The sequence below is a fragment of the Candidatus Pantoea formicae genome (genome assembly GCF_011752625.1).
Lineage (GTDB): Bacteria > Pseudomonadota > Gammaproteobacteria > Enterobacterales > Enterobacteriaceae > Pantoea > Pantoea formicae.
The window spans coordinates 890,289-909,848 of sequence record NZ_VWXD01000001.1; the positions used below are offsets into that span (position 1 = coordinate 890,289).

Sequence of the window (19,560 nt, forward strand, 5' to 3'; positions counted from 1 at the left end):
ATAACACGTAAAGCACTGTTGATGAATGGAAGGTTAAACCAGCACGCTACTGGTAATGCCTCTAGCAAACAGCAGCGGGTCCGTTTCCGGACGCAACACGTTGATCGCTTTCAAGTCCCTGGCATAGACATCAATTTCATTCACAAACGCATTCCCCACTGAGTAATGTCCGTGCGTGTGGGTTTTCAACACGCTGGCGATCTCTTGCGGTGTAGTATTCAGCGCCTGCCCGTTGAATTCACCGCCAATCGCCTCAGGATGCTGCGCGGCATAAGCGTGCGCCTGCAGAATCGCGTGGGTAATTGCCGCCGCCACTTCCGGCTGTTCCCGGATTAAACTGCCTCGGGTGCCGACCACGCAGCAACTGAGTTTCGCGTACTCATCCATCAAGTTGGTGCCAATTTCGCGGTAACCCGGCTGTTGTGTTAAGCGCCACATGATCGGGTCCGACCCGCTGGCAGCCTGAATTTCCCCCTTCTGCAACACCATTGGCAACAGATCTTGTGGGAATACGCGCCAGTTAACATCGCTGTTAGGATCGATGCCATGCTTTTTCAACATCAGCGAGAAGAAGTTTTTATCGGCGCCCGCCATATCCGTCACACCAATGGTTTTGCCCTTTAGCTGTTCCAGCGTGCTTGGGCCGTCATCGCGCGCCAGCAGTCGCATACACCCCCCATGCGTACCTGCGGTGAGTTTCACATCGAAGCCCTGCTCAAGTGCTTTGAGCCAGCGCAACGCCATACCAATCGCCGCTTCCGCTTTACCCGTAGCAATCGACTCCAGCAACAGCTCGGTTGAGTTGCCAAAGTTGACGAACTCGACTTCAAGATTATGTGCTTTGAAGAAATTATGCTGATCGGCGACCACAACAGGCGCGAGGCAGATGGCGTTAAGATTGACCGCCAGCCGGATGTGAGTAGGTTTCGCCAATGCCCATTTTCCTGCACCGCCTTGCAGCAGATCGCCTGACATCGGCATATCGTGCATAGGGTCAGCGGCAAACGCGCGCCCCGGCAATGTCGAAGCCATCAGCGCCGCGGCGGAATAACCAATAAAACGGCGACGCGACAATGAATAGTTTTCTGGCATGCTTTTACTCCCGAAATAAATGCAGGTGGTGAAATAAGTGCGGCAATAATTCATTTGAGGAACAGGCAGAGTAATCGTAAATTTCTGTTTCAACCAGATGCGTAATTATGCCGATTCTGCATGTCGTAAGCGGTTATATTGCTTTTACAGGAGGGTCTTAAGCGGAAACAATTGAGCTTATTTAGCCAAGGGATAAATAAGGTGCATCGCCGTGGTAACTACTCCTCCTTTTCTACATGAAACACTGCCGTTAATAACCCAGGCGTTAGCGCAACATGCTGAGCAGGTCGATCTCAGTGGCGAATTTCCCTCAGCTGCCTTCGCAAAATTACAGCAGCAAGGTTTATTACATTTCGCACTCCCAAGCTCAGCAGGTGGCAGCGGCGGCGATTTGTTAGCGTGCCAGGCAATTATTCAAGCTGTTGCACGTGGCGAACCATCTGCGGCGTTGATTCTCATTATGCAGTATCTCAATACACGTCGATTAGGCACGGAATCATCGTGGCCGGAACAAGTGCGCCTGCGGGTCGCAGACAGTGTGGTGACAAAAGGAGCCTTGATAAATGCGTTGCGCGTTGAACCTGAACTCGGTACCCCAGCACGCGGAGGATTGCCTGCAACGCGAGCGCGGCGAACGCATGCGGGTTGGCGTATCAGTGGTGAGAAGATTTATTCCACGGGCAGTTATGGACTCAGTTGGTTTCTGGTGTGGGCCAGCAGTGATGATGTCGATCCGCTGGTTGGGGGATATCTGGTTCCCGCTGATGCACCGGGGATTAAGATCGTCGATGAGTGGGATCACCTCGGCATGCGCGGCACCTGCAGTCACCGCGTGGTGTTGGATGACGTTTTAGTGCCTCTGGACCACGCCGTCAACGTGGCTCCATGGAGCAAACCGAAAATGGGGCTTGATGAAGAAGAATCGGTATGGATGGCCGTATTGCTCGGCTCGCTGTATGACGCAATAGCGCAAAGCGCACGTGATTGGTTCATCAACTTTTTACAACAGCGAGTTCCCACCCATCTTGGCGCGCCCCTGTCTTCCTTGCCCCGCTTTCACGAGTTAGTTGGCCGCATTGATACCCTGCTGCTGACCAATCAGACCCTGTTGAACGCTACCGCACGTGGCTTAGTCGCTAGCGGCCATGCCGCACAAATTAAACAGGTGGTGACGGAAAACGCTATTAAGGCAGTGGAACTGATGGTTGAAAACATCGGCAACCATGCATTAACCCGGCGCCATCCATTACAACGTCACTTTCGCAACGTGTTGTGCGGGCGCATTCATACCCCACAGGGCGACGCCATTTTCACGTCTGTGGGCAAACTTGCCCTGTCTGTTGAGAGGAGTACATCATGACACTGGAATTTATCGGTTTAGTGGGCGCACAAGAGAGCAGTGAATCACTGGCGGCGCAAGGGCCGATTGTTGACCTGCCCTTTATCAAAGCTTTTTCTCATGCGCAGGAGTATGGCGGCTTCGATAAAGTGCTGCTGGCCGTCAAAACCCGCGCACCGGACTCAATGATCCTGGCCAGCTATGTTGCCGCCTTTACGGATAAACTCGGGCTGCTGGTGGCGCATCGCCCTGGCTTTCAGGCTCCCACCTTTGCCGCTCGCCAGTTTGCAACGCTGGATCAACTGAGCCAAGGACGCGCTGCGATTAACGTGATTACTGGCGGCGACAGCGGTGATTTACAGCGTGACGGCGATTTTCTCACTAAGGATGAACGTTACGCGCGAACCAGTGAATATCTCGACATAATGAAACTCACTTGGGAGTCCCGTGAGCCATTTGGCTACAAGGGCAAGTTTTATCAGGTGGAAGATAACCTCACGGACGTCAAACCCTGGCAGCAACCCCGCGTACCGATTTATTTCTCTGGTGCATCCGAAGCGGCAATCGAGATCGCGGCGCGCCATGCCGACGTCTATATGATGTGGGGTGAGCCGCTAGAGCAAGTGAAATCGCGCATTGAGCAGGTACGCACGGCGGCAAAAAAATATGGTCGTGAGAAACACATTCGTTTCAGCCTGTCACTGCGCCCCATTCTCGGCGAGAGTGATGAACAAGCATGGGCGCGTGCTAACTACTTGTTACGTAGGGCACAAGCCAATATCGGCGGCAAAAGAATTCAACCTGACAGCAATGTCGGCTCGCAGCGGCTATATCAACTCGCCACGGCACGTAAGGTGTATGACAGTTGCTTGTGGACGGAAATCGCCGCCTTGTCCGGTGCCGCGGGAAACTCCACCGCGCTGGTTGGGTCGGCAGATACCGTCGCCGACGCCGCATTGGAATACTACAAACTTGGCATTACCACTTTCCTGTTCCGCGGGTTTGATCAAGTGCGAGACGCGACTGGTTATGGCCAACATTTGCTGCCGCGCATACGCGAACGCGTGAAGGCCCTGGCAGCGGCGGCTTAACCTATTTATTTCAGTGCACCTCAATGTGCACCCTATAAAACCGCAACAAAATACCGCATGCTGAGAGTATTCAGGGCCGCGATATCTTATTGCTATGATGACTACCAAAACCGGATTTACCCTTGTTGCACTGGCGATATTGGCATCACTGATTGCGCTGTTCATGCAGTGGACAGCGTTTCAAGCCTGGTCTTTACAGACACAAATTCAACTCCATCGCCTGCTGGTAACTCATTTACTGCAAATCAACAGCGGACAATACAGCGCGGGGTTGTGGCTGGTTGGCGTGACTTTTATTTATGGCATTTTGCATGCGGTGGGACCGGGCCACGGCAAGTTTATTGTCACCACCTGGCTCACTACCCATAAACCACCACGCGGTGTGGCGCTCAGCGTGCCTTTCCTCGGCAGCTTGGTGCAAGGCGTCAGCGCCATTGCCTTTGTCTTTATCCTGGCCATTGGTTTTAACCTCACCACCGGTGACCTCAGTTTGAGCCGCTGGTATCTGGAGAAAGCCAGCGCAGTGTTTATCGCAGGCCTGGGTGTCATGATGATGGTGAAGGCATGCCGCGCGGAAAAACATCAGGAACATCACCATCACGAAAGCTGCGGTCACAACCATGGCATCACCACAGAGCCCGTCAGTGACTGGAAATCATGGCTCGGCATCATTATTGCCACCGGTGTACGCCCCTGCAGCGGTGCACTGACAGTTCTGTTATTTGCCAGCGTGATTGGTATCACGCGTTGGGGCATGTTTGCCGTAATGACGATGGCCTTAGGCACCGGAATGGCACTGGTGTCATTGGCGCTGTTTGTGCGTCACTTTCGACATCGCGCGGGAGAATTGTGGCTGGCAGAAACCTCACCACGGCTTCATCAACTGCTCAAACTGGCACGGGTAGCAGGTGGCGCATTGCTGATTTTGTTTGCGATCGTGCTGTTTTTAACCGTGGTGCCGGTGAGTGCGAACGGGGATTATATTGCGGCGGGTTGCTAAGCATTAATGCCTCGGGAAAAACCAGGTCGGCATAAATGCCGCCCCTACAGGTATCTCTGCAGGAACCCTTAGAGGACGCCTACAGAGATAACCAATCCTTTGTTGGATGATTACTTCGGCACAGCCATTCATCCCTTTTCGTAGGATGCTTATTTCTGTGCAGCCATTCATCCCTTTTCGTAGGGTGCGCATTTATGCGCACCTGGTTTGCTGCCATTAGAAACGATAAGACGCCGTCACCGAGAAGTTACGCGGTGAACCGTAAACGATACCGCCACTGCCGACGTTTTCGTCATACTCTTTGTCGAACAGGTTGTTCAGGTTGCCCTGCACACTCAGGTTCTTGGTTACGTCGTAACGCGCGAAGAGATCCACCAAGGCGTAGCTGCCCTGACGTGCGCGCCAGGTGCCATTGCCATCCGGTCCACCAACATCTTTATACGTCTTCGACTGCCAGTTCACACCACCACCTAACGTCAGCTGATCCAGCATCGGCAGACGATAGCTGGTAAACAGGTTGAACGAAGTGCGTGGCAACTGTGAGTTGTAATTTTCACCGTCGCGATCTTCAGCCACATAAGTGGTGCCACCAAAGGTCATCTGCCAGTTATCCGTTAATGCCCCGTTCACTTCGAACTCTACGCCGCGGCTCACTACCCCGCTTTTGCCAACATAGATGGCATTGCCGGTATCCGGATTGGTCGCCCCTGTCGCTTCCGCAACGTTATCCAGTTCACTACGGAACACCGAAATCGTCGTGGTCAGGCGACTGTTGAACCAGTCCGATTTCACACCGGCTTCATAGTTCTTCCCGATGACCGGCGAGAGATAACCCCCTGATGCGTCCTGATAGTCTTGTGGCTGGAAGACCGAGGTGTAGCTCGCATAAGCCGACCAGTTGTCGTAGAAGTCCCAAATCACCCCACCGTACGGAGTAATGTTGTTCTTCTCCATTTCGCTACTCAGCGTCTGGCGGTTCCAGTTGGTATAACGCGCACCCAAGATCACGTGCAAGGGATCCGCCAGTGAGATGCGTGTGGCAAGATAGGCCGATTTCTGACGCACCAGTTGTGTATCTGATGCTGGCTCACGTGGTCCCCAATCCGTTTCGGGGAAATCTCCATTGAAATCATTGAAGTTACCCAACTCTTCAGGGGAGATGTTAGCCCAAGAACTGTAGTATTTATTATCCTGGCGGCTGTAGTTCACACCCACCATCAATTCATGCTGTCGGCCTAATAACTCATAAGGACCGCTGGCAAAGGCATCAACCGCATCGACTTTTCGTTTACCGGTGTTATAACCCGTACCGCCAATCACCGGCCAACCCGCGTAAGCAGATGAACCTGCCCCGGTCGTTTTATCGAAGTAGCCATCGATATACAGCTGCTTACTGTCGAGGAACATCTCATTGTGAGTGCCGTTTAATGTGATGTTCCAGCCGTTATCGAAGTTCTGCTGTAGGTTAACGAAGACTTTTTTATTTTCTTTATTGTTATAAGCCCACTCAGGCGAAGTATTGTAGCCGCGGCGCAAATGCGTTTGCGAACCGTCGGTATACCAGCGAGGCGAACCACTCCACATTGGGGAATCGGTATCCACCTGCGTAAATTCATAGCCCACTGACAGTTTGGTTTTATCCGTCAGATCAGCGTCGACCACGCCATAGATGAATTTCTTCTCAAAGCCATAGCGTTCGATAAAGCTATTTTTATTCTCATAGCCGGCTACCACACGTCCACGCACATTACCTTCCGCTGACAGTGGCGCAGAAAGATCGGCGACATAGCGCTGTTTATCCCAGCTGCCGTAGCTGGCTTCAAGGTTACCGGTGAACTCTTTGCTATCTGCGTGTTTGCGAACCATGTTAATCGAGGCGGAAGGGTTGCCTGGACCGGTCAACAAACCAGTTGCACCGCGAACCACTTCAACGCGTTCATACAGCGCCATATCAGTTTGGGCATCGCCGAGGTTCCAACGTGAGGCAAAAGCCGTTGGAATGCCATCGATCATATAGTTGTCGATGATGAAACCGCGTGAGTAGTAGTTGGTGCGGTCCATGTCACCGCTGACGCCGCGAATACCGGTGGTATTTGAGAGCACGTCATTCAGTGATTGCAGCTGCTGGTCTTGCATACGCTGCTTGCTGACAATGCTGACGGATTGTGGAATATCACGCGCAGTGAGTGCCATTTTGGTGCCGGCTCGCGTCACCGGTACGCTGTAATCTTTAGCTGCTTGCTCTTGTTGTTCCGCTGCATTTGCGCTGGCATCCACCGTCAGGGTTTGTTCACTGTTGGTGTTACCTGCTGCTTGTGCAATACCCGAAGCGACCATCATTGCCAGCAGAGAAACACGCAGCACGTTCTGTGGAGCACGGCCCCTTTCCCCGACACGCTTTTCTTTGAAAGACATACTATTCCTCAATCAACTTATCGTTATTTTGAATTGGCGGCATACCTGCTGACGTCTGCTGGCTCCTGCCATAAACAACGCGCTGAAAAAGGAATATCAGGGTGGAAACCTGACCGCGCCATCCTGGCGCAAACAGAACGACTGTAAAGGTGCCGTTAAGAAAGCAAATGAGAAATATACGCATTAAGATTTCTATTGCAAGGAATTGTTACGTGTTATTCAGCACTTTTACAATGCGATAAAAACCTTATTCTTCAACGATTAAAATTTAATGCGTGTTGTTTTTAGAAACTATCAAGCGGGGAAAGGTGGCAAACCTGTGAAATAAAACAGGTTATGCGCACACAGATTGTTACAGCTCTACCAAGGCCAGCGTTTTTCCGCCAGTTCCACCATCAAACGAGAAGAGGGCGAGAGTTCGCTTAATGAACGGAACTGCCAACCAAAAGTACGTGGCATCATCACCAGCGGAAGTGGGATTTCAATCAACCCACTTTCCGTTTGCAATAAACGTCGTGAGAGAAAGCTAAGCAATTGTGTGTTAGCCAGTACCGCACGTAGCGGAGAAAGGGTATTGCTTTCCATTTGCACCCGAGGAGCCGTATAACCCCCGCTTCTCAAGCGCTGTTCTAACCATTGGCGTGTGGCCACATTGTCAGAAGGCAGCAACCAGTTATATTCCTGCAGCTGTTCAGGTGTCGGGTGAATGTTTGCCAAAGGATGATGGCGACTGGCAGCGATCACCACAGGATCTTCAATGAGTGGCCGAGTGATAAACTCACTGTTTCCCTGCGGCAAAAAACCAAGAATCAAATCAATCTTGTTTTCGCGCAGCTTTTTTTGCAGCAGATCATTCATGCCAACCGTCACTTCCAGTCGTGCAGTGGGGGCTTTCTCCAGCAGATCCTGACTCAGCAACGGCAACATAAATTGGGCTGCTGTCGCCGCCACACCCAAACGAATCACCCCCGCGGTCCCTGCGCCAAGTGCCTGCAAATCCTGTCGTGTGACCTGCATCATGTGCACCACTTTTTGAGCACGTTCACAAAGTAGAAGTCCCGCCTCGGTGAGTTGCATACCCCGCCCGACCTTAAGGATTAACCGTGTGGCGTAAAACTTCTCCAGTCGTTGCAAACATTTCGTGAGCGCCGGTTGAGTAATGCCAAGGGATTGCGCCGCCTTGCCCAAGTGTTCCGTCTCTTTAACTGCCAGCAAATAATGTAGATCTTTCAGTTCCATTCATTCCTACCAGGAATCGATTGATAAAATTCAGAGAATATAATTTATCACTCTACACTGCCAGGATGGAACGACATTAACAGCAGAGCAACACTCTGTTTGCGTCAAAGTCTGAAGATTAACAAGGGAGAGAAAGATGAAACAGAAACTGAGGATGCTCGCGGCGATGATAGCATTTGCCACCGCAGCACAGGTGATGGCGCAAGATACGCTGCCAGTGAAGCTGCCTGAGCAGCAGGATAGTCGCCTTGAGCAAGTCGCGACCTCCCCTCGCGTCTGGAATGGCATCACCGTCAGTCATGACAATCGTCTGTTCGCCTCGCTGACACAATCCGAAGGGGCCGGTTTGCAGTTAGCAGAAGTGATTAATAATCAGCTGAAAGCCTTCCCGAATGACGCATGGAATCAGTGGGATGCCAAAGATCCTGAACATCACTTTTACCATGTCAATGCACTGCGTATCGGTCCCGACGGTGACTTATGGGTTATGGATTCGGGTAACAAAGGCATTGGTACAGGCGATCAGGCAGTAACAGGCGGTGCAAAGCTGGTACGTATCAATCTGGCGAGTGGCAAGGTGGTGCAGAGTTACGTAATCAAAGCGCCGACACTGCAGCCCACCAGCTATCTTGATGACGTGCGATTTAATGGCGACTTTGCGTATATCACCGACCCTGGTGCGGTCGGTTTAGTGGTACTGGATCTTAAAAGCGGTAAGAGCTGGCGCGTATTGGATAATCACCCACTCTCCGTTGACCATCAGCCGATTTACGCCGACGGCAAAAAACTGATTCTGCGCGACGGCCGCGAAAAGCGCGTCGGACTGGATCAGTTGGAAGTGTCACCCGATGGTAAGTGGCTTTACTACCAAGCCATTCCAGGCCCACTGGCTCGCATTGAAACCCGATATCTTGACGACCCTAAGATTGCAAAAGATGAGGTTGCCCGCCATGCCAAGAAAGTGCGCGAAACCTGGAGCACCGGCGGCACAGCCATAGACGCTGAGGGCAATATTTATGCCTCGGATATCAATACACGCAGCATCAAGCGCATCGCGCCCGATGGTAAGGTAACGACCGTGGTGCAAGATCCGCGTCTGGTGTGGATCGATGCGATGTGGGTATCAAAAGGCGCGCTGTGGATGCCTTCTGGTCAAATCAATCGCACACCTGCCACCACCGGCGGCAAACCTTCCACGGTGGAGTATCCGGTCAAACTTTACCGTTTGGCATTACCGATCGCACCTTCACCCCGCGATCATCAGTAAACGTTTATCCCGGCATCCTGTGCCGGGTTATCACTCAACAGCCTGAATATTTAGGAGGGTAAATAACACCGCACTGAATTATCACTGCAAGACATTTTAAATTTATTAAAACTAAGAGGTTACGCACATATATTCCGTAGCCCTACCTTGCGACCATCGAAAAAAAACCTGGATAATATATCCAGATTGACGAGATGGCAGAAGGTTAATTTGAACAATAAATAATCATTAGCTGTTTTTTATTTATGCCGAATACATTGCATTTGCTACCGCCAAATGTGCTCTATCCCTCTGGACAGGAAATCTCGTCATGCTGCTGACCATCAGTTTGCTTATGATAGTTTGCTTTATTGGTTTATTAATGAGCAAGAAGCTGTCTGCTCTCACTGCATTAATTCTGATACCGACCCTTTTTGCGTTGTTATCCGGCCATGGCGCGGATATGGGTACGATGGTGATTAAAGGATTACGTACGGTAGCCCCTACTGGTGTTATGTTGATATTTGCCATGCTCTATTTTATGAGCGTGACGGATGCTGGTATGTTTGACCCCATCATTAAACGCATCGTATCGGCGGTCGACGGTGACCCGGTAAAAATATTTATTGGTACCGTACTGTTGGGTTTTATCGTCGCACTGGATGGTGATGGTGCCACGGTATATATGATTGTACTCTCAGCATTTATGCCAATATACGAACGTATTGGACTGTCTAAGCTTAGCGTGGCCGCCCTGTTATTACAGTGTACCGGGCTAGGAAATATGTTCCCATGGGGCGGTCCAACTGCACGCGCCGCCGCCGCCGTGCAGGCTGACGTTGCCACACTTTTCGTCCCGCTGTTATTACCCTTATTGGCCTGCGTGGTGTGGACGTTTATTCTGGCTGTGTTATTGGGCCGTAATGAACGTAAACGTCTTGGTTTTCAGCAGCAGTTACCGGTAGCCGCTGCCAGCATTCAGTTCGAGGAGCAGCCGCGTGTGGCATGGCGCTTCTGGTTTAACTGGGCGCTGACCATTGCACTGATGACTTTCCTGGTTCTGGATGTGATGCCAATGGCCTATCTGTTTATGCTAGCCACCGCCATCATGTTCGTTGTCAATTATCCGCAATTGAGTCAGCAACAGGAGCAGATTGGACGCCATGCGCCCGCCATTCTGGCCGTTGCCGGGTTAATCTTTGCTGCTGCTGTGTTTACCGGCATCTTTTCCGAGACAGGCATGGCGAATGCGCTGGCCCAAGCTATTGTGCATACCATCCCTTCTGCGCTGGGTCCCTACCTGGCGGTGATAACTGCACTGATCAGTATTCCGGTCACCTGGATGGTTTCAAATGACGTCTTCTACTTCGGCATGCTGCCGGTATTGGTACAGGCGGCAGGACACTACGGTATCGAACCGATTGAAATGGCACGTGCTGCATTGGTCGGTCAGCCAGTGCATATTTTGAGTCCTTTAGTCGCATCAACCTATTTATTAGTGGGCATGCTAAAACTCGATTATGCACAGACACAACGTTTCACCCTGCGCTGGTCATTTATTAGCTCAATCGTGTTATTAGTGGTGGCGTTGTTCACCGGTTGTTTTCCGTTCTATCGCAGCATGTAGAATATTATTTGTACGATGAGGCCGCTATTATATGCGGCCTTATCTTCTTGAGGCTGCAGCAGAATATGGTCGATATGTGTTAGTGGGCTATATAAACAATCATGTGGTCCCGATATTTCCGGAGGATTCTGTTATCTCACTCATATTTTCATTCACAAAAAAATACCGTAGAATGCGCCCTTTCATCATCAATATATAAGTTATAAGGGTTTATTCATGAGCGATGCACTCAAAGCATTGAACAATCTTCGTACGCTGCGTGCCCAAGCACGTGATATTGAGGTTGTGGTGTTAAACGAAATGCTGGAAAAATTCGCCGTGGTGGTCGCAGAACGCCGTGAAGAAGCAGCAGCGGAAAATGCCGCTCAGCGCGAAAAAGACGAAAAATTGGCACTTTATAAAGAGATGCTGCTCAATGACGGCATTGATATTAGTGAACTCGCGCAATTAAAACAGACCGGAACTAAACCTAAAGCCAAACGTGCACCGCGCCCGGCAAAATATAAATTCATCGACGAAGACGGTAATGAGAAATTCTGGACCGGCCAGGGTCGTACTCCATCGCCAATCAAATCGGCTTTGGATGCTGGCGGCTCAATGGATGATTTCCTGATTTAAATCTGTCGTTCGCAATAACACGTAGCGGCACAATTTATCGTGCGTCTCAAAGCAACAGGATTGCTGCAAGAGCGCGCGATAAATCGCGCTGCTACAGATTAACCCAAAATTATTTCAACGCAGCACACGCCGCTGCGATACGCCTTCCCGCCTCACTCACGGTGTCGATATCCGTTGCAATCGATAAGCGGAAATAAGGCGATAAACCGTAAGCACTGCCTGCCACGCCAGAGACACCGCTTTCCAGCAAGTAGTTCAGCACATCCTGTTCGCTCTCCAGCAACCGACCATCTGGACGTGTTCTACCTAACATGCCTGCACAACGACAGAAGATAAAGAACGCCCCTTCGGGATTCAGCACCTCAACGCCCTGTACCTGACTTAACTGTGCCATGATGGCGTCACGCCGCGCCTGATAAGCAGCGCGCTGTGGAGGTAGAAATTCAAGCCCCCCCTCGTAGGCCGCTACCGCTGCAGCCTGGCTGACGGCACTGGCACCTGAACTGTTCTGCGACTGCACCACCACCATCGCATCAATTAGCGCTTGTGGACCGGCACCAAAGCCAATCCGCCAGCCCGTCATGGCATAGGTTTTTGAGACGCCACCCACCAGCAAAATGCGGTCGGCAAGATCCGGAGCAACCTGCAACAAACTAACGTGCTCGCGCCCATCAAACAGAATGTGCTCATAAAGTTCATCCAGCATGATCCACACATGCGGGTGATCGCGCAGTACTGCAGCCAAAGCAGTCAGCTCAGCTGCACTGTATACCGCCCCAGAGGGATTGCCCGGATTATTCAGCACCAGCCAGCGCGTTTGCCCATTAATCGCTTGGGCTAACTGCTGCGGTTGAAGCTTGTATTCCTGCTCCAGTGGGCATGCCAGCAGCACAGGTTCGCCACCATTGAAGCGCACGCTATCCGGGAAGGTTGGCCAGTACGGCACCGGTACAATCACCTCGTCGCCTTCATTTAACGTCGCGGCAAAGGCGTTGAAGATAATCTGCTTGGCACCGTTGGCGATACAAATCTGCCCCAGCGTATAATCAAGCTTATTTTCGCGTGCCAGTTTAGCCTGCACCGCTTTACGCAACGGCAGAGTGCCATTAGTTGGTGTGTAGCGCGTATCCCCGGCATTCATTGCCACCACGGCAGCATCACGAATGTGCTGGGGTGTATCAAAATCGGGTTCACCGGTAGTGAGATCGAGAATATCCACGCCCTGCTCTTTCAGTTGGCGCGTCAATTGACGCGCTGCTGCATTAGCGGAGAGTGACACGGACTGCACACGCTTGGATAAGGTGACCATGTTCAACTCCTTCGAGGTTTACAGTGCGGGCAGACCAAGGTTTTCGCGCAGGGTGGCAAATTCGTAATCGTCACGGAACAAACCGCGACGACGCAGTTCTGGGATCACCAGCTCAACGAACAGGTCCAACTGCTCCGACATGATGGCGGGCATGATATTGAAGCCATCTGCGCCGCCCTCTTTCAACCACAGTTCAAAGTCATCGGCGATATCTTCGGCCGTGCCGACAATCACACGGTGTCCGCGCGACCCTGCTGCTACAGCGGCCAACTCACGCAAGGTCAGGTTTTCGCGCTTCGCCATATCCGTCATTAATTTCACGCGGCTCTGGTTGCCTTCGCCCAACGGTACTTCCGGGACGGGGCCATCCAATGGATATTGACTAAGGTCCATGCTGAAACGCAGCGACAGCTGACGCAGACCGTTGTCGATATCCACCAGCGTATTCAGCTCTTTCCATAGCGCTTTAGCTTCTTCACGGGTGCGTCCCACAATCGGCATCACGCCCGGCATGATCACCACGTGATCCGGATTACGTCCGGCTGCGATCACCTGATCTTTTTGCGAGCGGTAGAAGGTTTGCGCCTCTTCCAGACTGGCCGCAGCGGTGAAGATCACTTCGGCGGTTTCGGCCGCCAGTTTTTGACCGTCTGCTGATGAACCCGCTTCGATGATCACCGGACGTCCCTGCGGAGAACGCGTGATGTTCAGCGGACCCTGCACCTGGAAGTGCTCGCCGTCATGATCAATCGACTTAATTTTGTCATTAACGAAGTATTCACCGGTCTCTTTGTTTGGCTGCACGGCCCCCGCTTCCCAACCTTCCCACAGCTTGTTGGTCACTTCGAGGAACTCACGTGCACGTGCATAGCGCTCGGCGTGGTTTGGCATATCGTTGCGGCTAAAGTTACGCGCTACGTCAGTGGAGAATGAGGTCACCACGTTCCACGCTGCGCGACCACGGCTGATGTGATCCAGCGACGAGAAGCTGCGCGCCATGGTGAACGGGTCGCTGAAGGTGGTGGATGCCGTTGCCGCCAGGCCAATGCGCTTGGTGTTGACCGCCAGCGCCGACAGCATGGTCAGCGGCTCAAGGCGTGCCATGGTCGAAGGCAAACGGTACATGCTGGTGGCTAACGCATCGCCCACAAAGAACAGGTCAAATTTACCGGCTTCGGCTTTTTTCGCGATGGTGATCAACCAGTCAATGTCGGTAGGATCGCCGAGTTTCTCCGTCAAACGCCAACCGCTGACGTGTTGTCCAACCGGTTGTACAAAGAGTCCTAAGCGGATGCGTTGAGTTTGTGCAGTAGCCATGAAGTTGTCCTGGTCTATAAAAGAGTAAAAGTTAGAAACGGTTTTCGGTTGCCAGCAGCGCCTGCTCTAACGCATCCGCATGGATACGAAACGGCAGACGTTCAGCGCTGGCCGCCGGGAATTTAATCTGTTCTGAAATAGTGCGAATTGCCGCCGCGCGCTCGCCGGTCAGCGGCGCCAGCGTCAATGGCATCGCGTACTGACGCAGCAGTGCCAGTAGTTCTGCATCAGGCACACCATCGTTTTCAATCAGCGATTGCACCAGCAGGCTGTAGCCAACCTTTTCACCGTGCAGCCAATGATGCAGCTCGGGCTGGTGAGTGAGGCGGTTATGAATGGCATGAGCAAAGCCGGGGGTGGGCAGTTGATCGCGCACGCTGTTGGCCAGACCTGCCAGTACGATGTTGGCATCAATCACCTTCACCAACTCCGGCGTGACCTGCTGTTTTTCATTAGCGCTGACGGCGGCTTCACCCAGTTGGCGATAAACATCCAGCGCACGTTGCGCCGTCATCACTTTGAGATCTAGCGCCAGATCATGCGGGTTATTGCGCAGGTAAGGGGCGAATTCGTAGTACTTCGCCAGCGCATCAACGATACCTGCTTTGAGATAGCGCACATCGCTGCGGGCGATCACTTCGCTGTCCACCAGCACCAGCTCCGGCATTTTACCCAATGGCTGGCTGCGCACGTGGCCGCCCTGCTCGTTATAAATGATGGCAACCGGTGACCACGCAGCGCAGGTCGCCGCCAATGTAGCGAAGTTAATCACTTTCAGATCCGGTAACTGGCTGCCCACCGCTTTGGCAGCATCCAGCACGCGGCCACCGCCCACGGCAAATAGCAGCTCGGCTTGCTGTTGCTCAACGTTGTTTCTCAGCGTTTCGATGGCGGCATCAGTGCATTCACCGTGCAGATACTCCAACTCCCAGCGGATACCGTTGGCTTCTAAACTCTGGCTTAATTCCGGATTAACGGCTTGCCAGGCGTTGGGAGAAGTGAAGATGCGGATATGTGTGGCATAAGGTTTGATAAATTCACCGGCACGCTTACGCAGGCCAGCTTCATGTGCATAAGCACGCGGAGATTTGATCGCTAACACGTCGTCACCCTGATTAAGAATAAGGCTATAACGAGAAAAGTTATTTTATTTCATGAGGTTAATGCGAAATAGTTATAGCGCTATGTAATTTATGCATACTACGGTAAATCGCGATATAAGCAATGGAAAAGCCGCCATTTCATTTTCACAAATTCGCATTAGCTTAGTCATTTTTCACATATAGAAGCACAAGGCATTACTGATATTCTGAGTTGCTTAGCACGCTGGGTATTTTGAATTAGCGCTTTAAATTGCGCTGTTTCAGCCGCGATGCGCTGCTCAATTTGCATTCAATTTACCGCTTCCAGGCGGTTTTTCCGGGGATAGTTATGTCACTTGAATTTCGTCAGGTTAGAGAAGATGAGGTTGAAACCTATCAGGCGCTGATGCACGCCGCTTATGCGTCAACGCTGGCACTGGGCATCAAATTTGATGCCGCCACCGCAGATCGCGAAAAGACGCTGCGCCATCTGCAAAGTCACGGCGTTTATGCGCTTTACGCACAAGACGTGATGGTTTCCTCGGTCACCGTGCGCTATCCGTGGGGACCGCTGCCTGGGCCGTTTGGCCTGCCGCATATTGGCTGGTTCGGTGCCCATCCCGACTATCCCGGTAAACAGTATGGCCGCCAGGTGCAGGACCGACTGGAACAAGAGATCTTGCTGGGTAAACTGCGGGCGCCAGCGGTATCACTGGGTACCGCCACCAGCCATCCGTGGCTGATCGAGATGTATAAAAAACGCGGCTTCCAGCTGATGCACACCACCGATCTCGGCAAAGGCCACATCACCCAATATATGAAGAAAGTGCTGGATGACAGCGCGCATGATGCGTGGATGACACGTCAGGCCGCACAACAAGGAAGCAAGTTATGAGTGTTGATGAACACGCATTAGGCGAGCATTTGGTTGCCTTCCGCCATGAATTACATCGTTTTCCTGAGCTATCCAATCAGGAGTTCGAAACCACTGCACGTATTCGCCAGCAGCTGGAAAATTACCAAATCCGCGTTTTGGACCTGCCGCTAAAAACCGGTTTAGTCGCCGAAATAGGTCCCGTTGATGGACCGCTGATGGTACTGCGTTCAGATATTGATGCGCTGCCAATTGAAGAACAGTCTGACGTCACCTTCCGTTCTGAGCGCCCAGGCGTGATGCATGCTTGCGGCCATGATTTTCACAGTTCGGCCGCATTAGGTGCAGCCATCTTGCTCAAACAACAGGAAGCGAGTTTGCCCGGCCGCGTGCGCATTCTTTTCCAGGCGGCAGAAGAAACCGGCCAAGGTGCGCCGGATGTCATCGCTACCGGCGCCTTGAAAGAGGCGGTGGCCATCTTTGGTATTCATAACGATCCTTCGCTACCGCCGGGTGTGATCGGCAGCAAAGCGGGCCCGCTGACCGCCGCCGTTGATCGCTTCGATATTCGTATCATCGGGACAGGTAGCCACGCGGCCAAGCCACATCAAGGCAACGATCCGATTGTGATCGCCGCGCAAATTGTCTCGGCGGCGCAAACGCTGATCAGCCGCAATGCCCCTTCCGGTGATAACGCGGTGGTATCGATTACTCAAATTCATAGCGGCAGCACCTGGAACGTGATCCCAGACAGTGCCTGGCTGGAAGGCACCGTGCGTTCATTTTCTCAGGAAACCCGTGAACGCCTGGAACAACGCTTCCGTGAAATCGTACAAGGCATCGGTGCCGCCTTTGCTGCTGAGGTGGAATTCAATTGGCACGCCGGTCCGCCGTCAGTGGTGAACGATGCGCACTGGGCCGATTTTGCCCTGCAACAGGCAGCGTCCAGCGGTTTTGAGGCGCGCGTAGTGGAAGCCAGTCCGATTGGTGAAGACTTTGCCTTTTATCAGCAACAATTACCGGGTGCATTTATGATGATTGGCACCGGTGAACCCTACGCGCTGCATCATCCCGCGTTTCGCATTAATGATGAGGTGCTGCTACCCACATCACGCTATCTGGCGAATTTGGCCGTGGCAGCACTGAACAGTCTGGAGCCGTCATGAACATCACCTCGGTTCTGTCTGAACACATCGTTCACAGTCAGCCGAACGCAAGCGCACGCGATGCTGCACGGGAAGGTGTGAAGGATTTTCTGGCCGTCAGTTGGCCTGTTTTACAAAGTCAGGTACCGGACAGTGGATTGCCTGCCCTGCGCAGCGTTTATGCTGATGGCGGTCCGCGCTCGCAGGCGCTGATGCTGGGGTATGCGGCACATGCGCTGGATTACGATGATTTTCACGCCGATTTTCGTGGTCATCCCAGCGTGGTGATTCTACCCGCATTGTTTGCCTGGCAGGCGCTGCATGCCGCCGAGATTGACGATTTTCTCGATGCTTACGCCATCGGTGTGGAAGTGGCGGGTCGCTTGGGGCTCGCCGCCAGCCAGCAGCACTATGCTCTGGGCAATCATAACACCGCGACGCTGGGCACCATTGCCGCCGCTGCCGCACTAGCACGTTTATTAAAGCTGGATGTCTCTGACACCGCCACCTTGCTTGGCATCGCGACCACCCAAGCCAGCGGACTGCGGGCGCAATTCGGTTCTGCGGTCAAACCGCTGCACGCCGGGTTGGCAGCTGAGCGTGCGGTAGCAGCGGCGCAGCTGACGCTGGCCGGGTTTGATGGCAAGCAACATGGCGTGATCGAGGCGTTTCTTGCCGCCAGCAGTAATCGCCAGGCGCAGCCTGAGAGGCTGGTGGCAGATTGGGGCATGCCGTGGCGTATTGTTTCACCCGGTCTGGAGTATAAACCCTTCCCTACTTGCGCCGGCACGCACAGCGCTGCAGAAGCAGCACGCCTGTTACGCCACTCTTGGCTGGCAGAGGGTTTATCGCTTGAGGCCTTGCTGGATAATATTACGGATATCAGCGTGGCCTTCCCGCCGGGTGGCGATATTGCGGCGTCGATAACCGTACCGACTAACGGTATCGAAGCGCGTTTCAGTCTTGAATACGTGATCGCAGCGATGTTGATCTATGACGATCTCAGACTGGAAGATTTCGCCGAAGGCGATCTCAATCATTCAGTGATGCCACTGGCCGCAAAAGTACGCCGCACACCGGACGACACAGCCCCGCCGGATGCCATCAATCCTACATTGCGTTTTCATCTGGTGACGCTAACCTTGCGCGATGGCACGCAGTTGCAGCAGCGGCGTACCCGCCAGCAATCATTGGCGGACGGCGTCGATGTTGAGGCGAAGCTGCGACAGGCATTACGTCATGAGAGTGAGGAACGTCGGCAGATGTTGCAGCACTGCTGTAAACTGCATTCCTCAGAAGATATAGCAGTGATAAGCCAGTTATTACGTGGGTAGGGTAAAACCATCATGACCAAAACGCAGCGCTTGCTCGAACTGGTACAACTGCTGCGCTGCCATCGCTACCCGGTGACGGCACAACAGCTGGCCGATCAGCTCGGCATCAGTGTGCGCACGGTCTATCGCGACATCATCTGCTTACAGCAACAAGGCGTGGAGATTGAAGGCAGTGCCGGGCTAGGTTATCTGCTGAAATCAGACGGTCATTTGCCGCCGCTGATGTTTTCCCGTCATGAAATTGATGCGCTGGCTTTGGGCTTGGATTGGGTGAGTCGCCACACCGATGCAGAATTGAAATCCGCGGCACAACATGCATTAGCAAAAATTCAGGCGGTGCTGCCTGAACATTTAACCCATACGCTGGAGCATCAATCTCTGTTAGTTGCCTCGCGCGGTGAAGCGTTGTTCGAAACGCATCTGCCGGAGATTCGTCAGGCTATCCATACACGCAACAAGATCACGTTACGATATACCGACCTGAAAGAGATGACCTCGACCCGTACTCTATGGCCAGTGGTGCTGGGCTATTTTGATCGCGTACGTTTATTGTGTGGCTGGTGCGAACTGCGGCAAGACTTCCGTAATTTCCGCGTGGACCGTATTCAAGAAATTGTGGTGAGCAACGAGCTGTATCCAGGCACCCGCTACCAGTTGCTCAAACGCTGGAAGGACTATCAGCAGGCGCGCTATCCCGATTATCGCTGATCCATTCACAACCCCACCACTGAAGAGCACCGGTCCGGTGGACTGCCCGGTTGGCGAGCCGCCTTGAGGCTGATGACAGAACGTTTTTTTGAAGAAATCAGCGACGGCCCAAAAAGACCGTCCT

General features: G+C 52.7%; 16 protein-coding genes. 10 read left to right on the forward strand and 6 right to left on the reverse strand.

Features of this window, described 5'->3' with window-relative positions:
• Positions 1–33: 33 nt before the first annotated feature.
• A complete protein-coding gene (locus tag F3J38_RS04270; protein ID WP_167135349.1) occupies positions 34–1,092 on the reverse strand; it encodes an ABC transporter substrate-binding protein in 1,059 nt (352 codons plus the stop codon).
• Between the two features lie 211 nt (positions 1,093–1,303).
• On the opposite strand from F3J38_RS04270, the gene F3J38_RS04275 reads away from it, so the two are divergent.
• The 3 genes from F3J38_RS04275 to F3J38_RS04285 all read left to right on the forward strand — a co-directional run bounded on the left by F3J38_RS04275 (position 1,304) and on the right by F3J38_RS04285 (position 4,522).
• Positions 1,304–2,452 carry an acyl-CoA dehydrogenase family protein gene (locus F3J38_RS04275; protein ID WP_167135351.1) on the forward strand — a complete coding sequence of 383 codons (1,149 nt, stop codon included), beginning with the start codon at positions 1,304–1,306 and terminating at the stop codon, positions 2,450–2,452.
• On the forward strand, positions 2,449–3,522 hold the full coding sequence (locus tag F3J38_RS04280; RefSeq protein ID WP_167135353.1) for an LLM class flavin-dependent oxidoreductase: 1,074 nt from the start codon (positions 2,449–2,451) through the stop codon (positions 3,520–3,522). Before F3J38_RS04275 ends, F3J38_RS04280 begins: the two co-directional genes overlap by 4 nt.
• 94 nt (positions 3,523–3,616) lie before the next feature.
• The gene (locus F3J38_RS04285) at positions 3,617–4,522 is read left to right on the forward strand and encodes a nickel/cobalt transporter (RefSeq protein ID WP_167135373.1); all 906 of its coding nucleotides are present in this window, start codon (positions 3,617–3,619) and stop codon (positions 4,520–4,522) included.
• Positions 4,523–4,738: 216 nt separating this feature from the next.
• Here F3J38_RS04285 and fhuE read toward each other — a convergent pair whose 3' ends face one another.
• Both fhuE and F3J38_RS04295 read right to left on the reverse strand, forming a co-directional pair.
• On the reverse strand, positions 4,739–6,937 hold the full coding sequence (gene fhuE / locus F3J38_RS04290) for a ferric-rhodotorulic acid/ferric-coprogen receptor FhuE (RefSeq protein ID WP_167135375.1): 2,199 nt from the start codon (positions 6,935–6,937) through the stop codon (positions 4,739–4,741).
• A 360-nt stretch (positions 6,938–7,297) separates the two neighbouring features.
• Entirely contained in the window at positions 7,298–8,176 is an 879-nt protein-coding gene (locus F3J38_RS04295; RefSeq protein ID WP_167135377.1) for a LysR family transcriptional regulator, read from the reverse strand.
• Between the two features lie 136 nt (positions 8,177–8,312).
• Between F3J38_RS04295 and F3J38_RS04300 the strand changes: the two genes are divergently transcribed.
• The 3 genes from F3J38_RS04300 to F3J38_RS04310 all read left to right on the forward strand — a co-directional run bounded on the left by F3J38_RS04300 (position 8,313) and on the right by F3J38_RS04310 (position 11,667).
• Positions 8,313–9,443, forward strand: coding sequence for an L-dopachrome tautomerase-related protein (locus F3J38_RS04300; RefSeq protein WP_167135378.1), 1,131 nt, complete (start codon positions 8,313–8,315; stop codon positions 9,441–9,443).
• Between the two features lie 256 nt (positions 9,444–9,699).
• Positions 9,700–11,049 carry a CitMHS family transporter gene (locus F3J38_RS04305; protein ID WP_505538581.1) on the forward strand — a complete coding sequence of 450 codons (1,350 nt, stop codon included), beginning with the start codon at positions 9,700–9,702 and terminating at the stop codon, positions 11,047–11,049.
• A gap of 216 nt (positions 11,050–11,265) precedes the next feature.
• On the forward strand, positions 11,266–11,667 hold the full coding sequence (locus tag F3J38_RS04310) for an H-NS family histone-like protein (RefSeq protein ID WP_167135382.1): 402 nt from the start codon (positions 11,266–11,268) through the stop codon (positions 11,665–11,667).
• 109 nt (positions 11,668–11,776) lie between these two features.
• Here F3J38_RS04310 and F3J38_RS04315 read toward each other — a convergent pair whose 3' ends face one another.
• From F3J38_RS04315 to F3J38_RS04325, 3 genes are read right to left on the reverse strand one after another with little or no spacing between them, the layout of a single operon-like run.
• On the reverse strand, positions 11,777–12,976 hold the full coding sequence (locus F3J38_RS04315) for an aminotransferase class I/II-fold pyridoxal phosphate-dependent enzyme (protein ID WP_167135384.1): 1,200 nt from the start codon (positions 12,974–12,976) through the stop codon (positions 11,777–11,779).
• Between the two features lie 18 nt (positions 12,977–12,994).
• Complete coding sequence (locus F3J38_RS04320) at positions 12,995–14,293, reverse strand: LLM class flavin-dependent oxidoreductase (RefSeq protein WP_167135386.1); 1,299 nt, start codon at positions 14,291–14,293, stop codon at positions 12,995–12,997.
• Between the two features lie 31 nt (positions 14,294–14,324).
• A complete protein-coding gene (locus F3J38_RS04325) occupies positions 14,325–15,395 on the reverse strand; it encodes an iron-containing alcohol dehydrogenase family protein (protein WP_167135388.1) in 1,071 nt (356 codons plus the stop codon).
• 329 nt (positions 15,396–15,724) lie between these two features.
• Between F3J38_RS04325 and F3J38_RS04330 the strand changes: the two genes are divergently transcribed.
• The 4 genes from F3J38_RS04330 to F3J38_RS04345 are packed head-to-tail and all read left to right on the forward strand — an operon-like array spanning position 15,725 to position 19,436.
• The gene (locus tag F3J38_RS04330) at positions 15,725–16,270 is read left to right on the forward strand and encodes a GNAT family N-acetyltransferase (protein ID WP_167135390.1); all 546 of its coding nucleotides are present in this window, start codon (positions 15,725–15,727) and stop codon (positions 16,268–16,270) included.
• Entirely contained in the window at positions 16,267–17,415 is a 1,149-nt protein-coding gene (locus tag F3J38_RS04335) for an amidohydrolase (protein ID WP_167135392.1), read from the forward strand. The genes F3J38_RS04330 and F3J38_RS04335 overlap by 4 nt, the downstream gene beginning before the upstream one ends.
• On the forward strand, positions 17,412–18,728 hold the full coding sequence (locus F3J38_RS04340) for an MmgE/PrpD family protein (protein ID WP_167135394.1): 1,317 nt from the start codon (positions 17,412–17,414) through the stop codon (positions 18,726–18,728). Before F3J38_RS04335 ends, F3J38_RS04340 begins: the two co-directional genes overlap by 4 nt.
• 12 nt (positions 18,729–18,740) lie before the next feature.
• Positions 18,741–19,436 (forward strand): helix-turn-helix transcriptional regulator, encoded by a 696-nt coding sequence (locus F3J38_RS04345; RefSeq protein WP_167135396.1) that lies wholly within the window; start codon positions 18,741–18,743, stop codon positions 19,434–19,436.
• Positions 19,437–19,560: the final 124 nt, after the last annotated feature.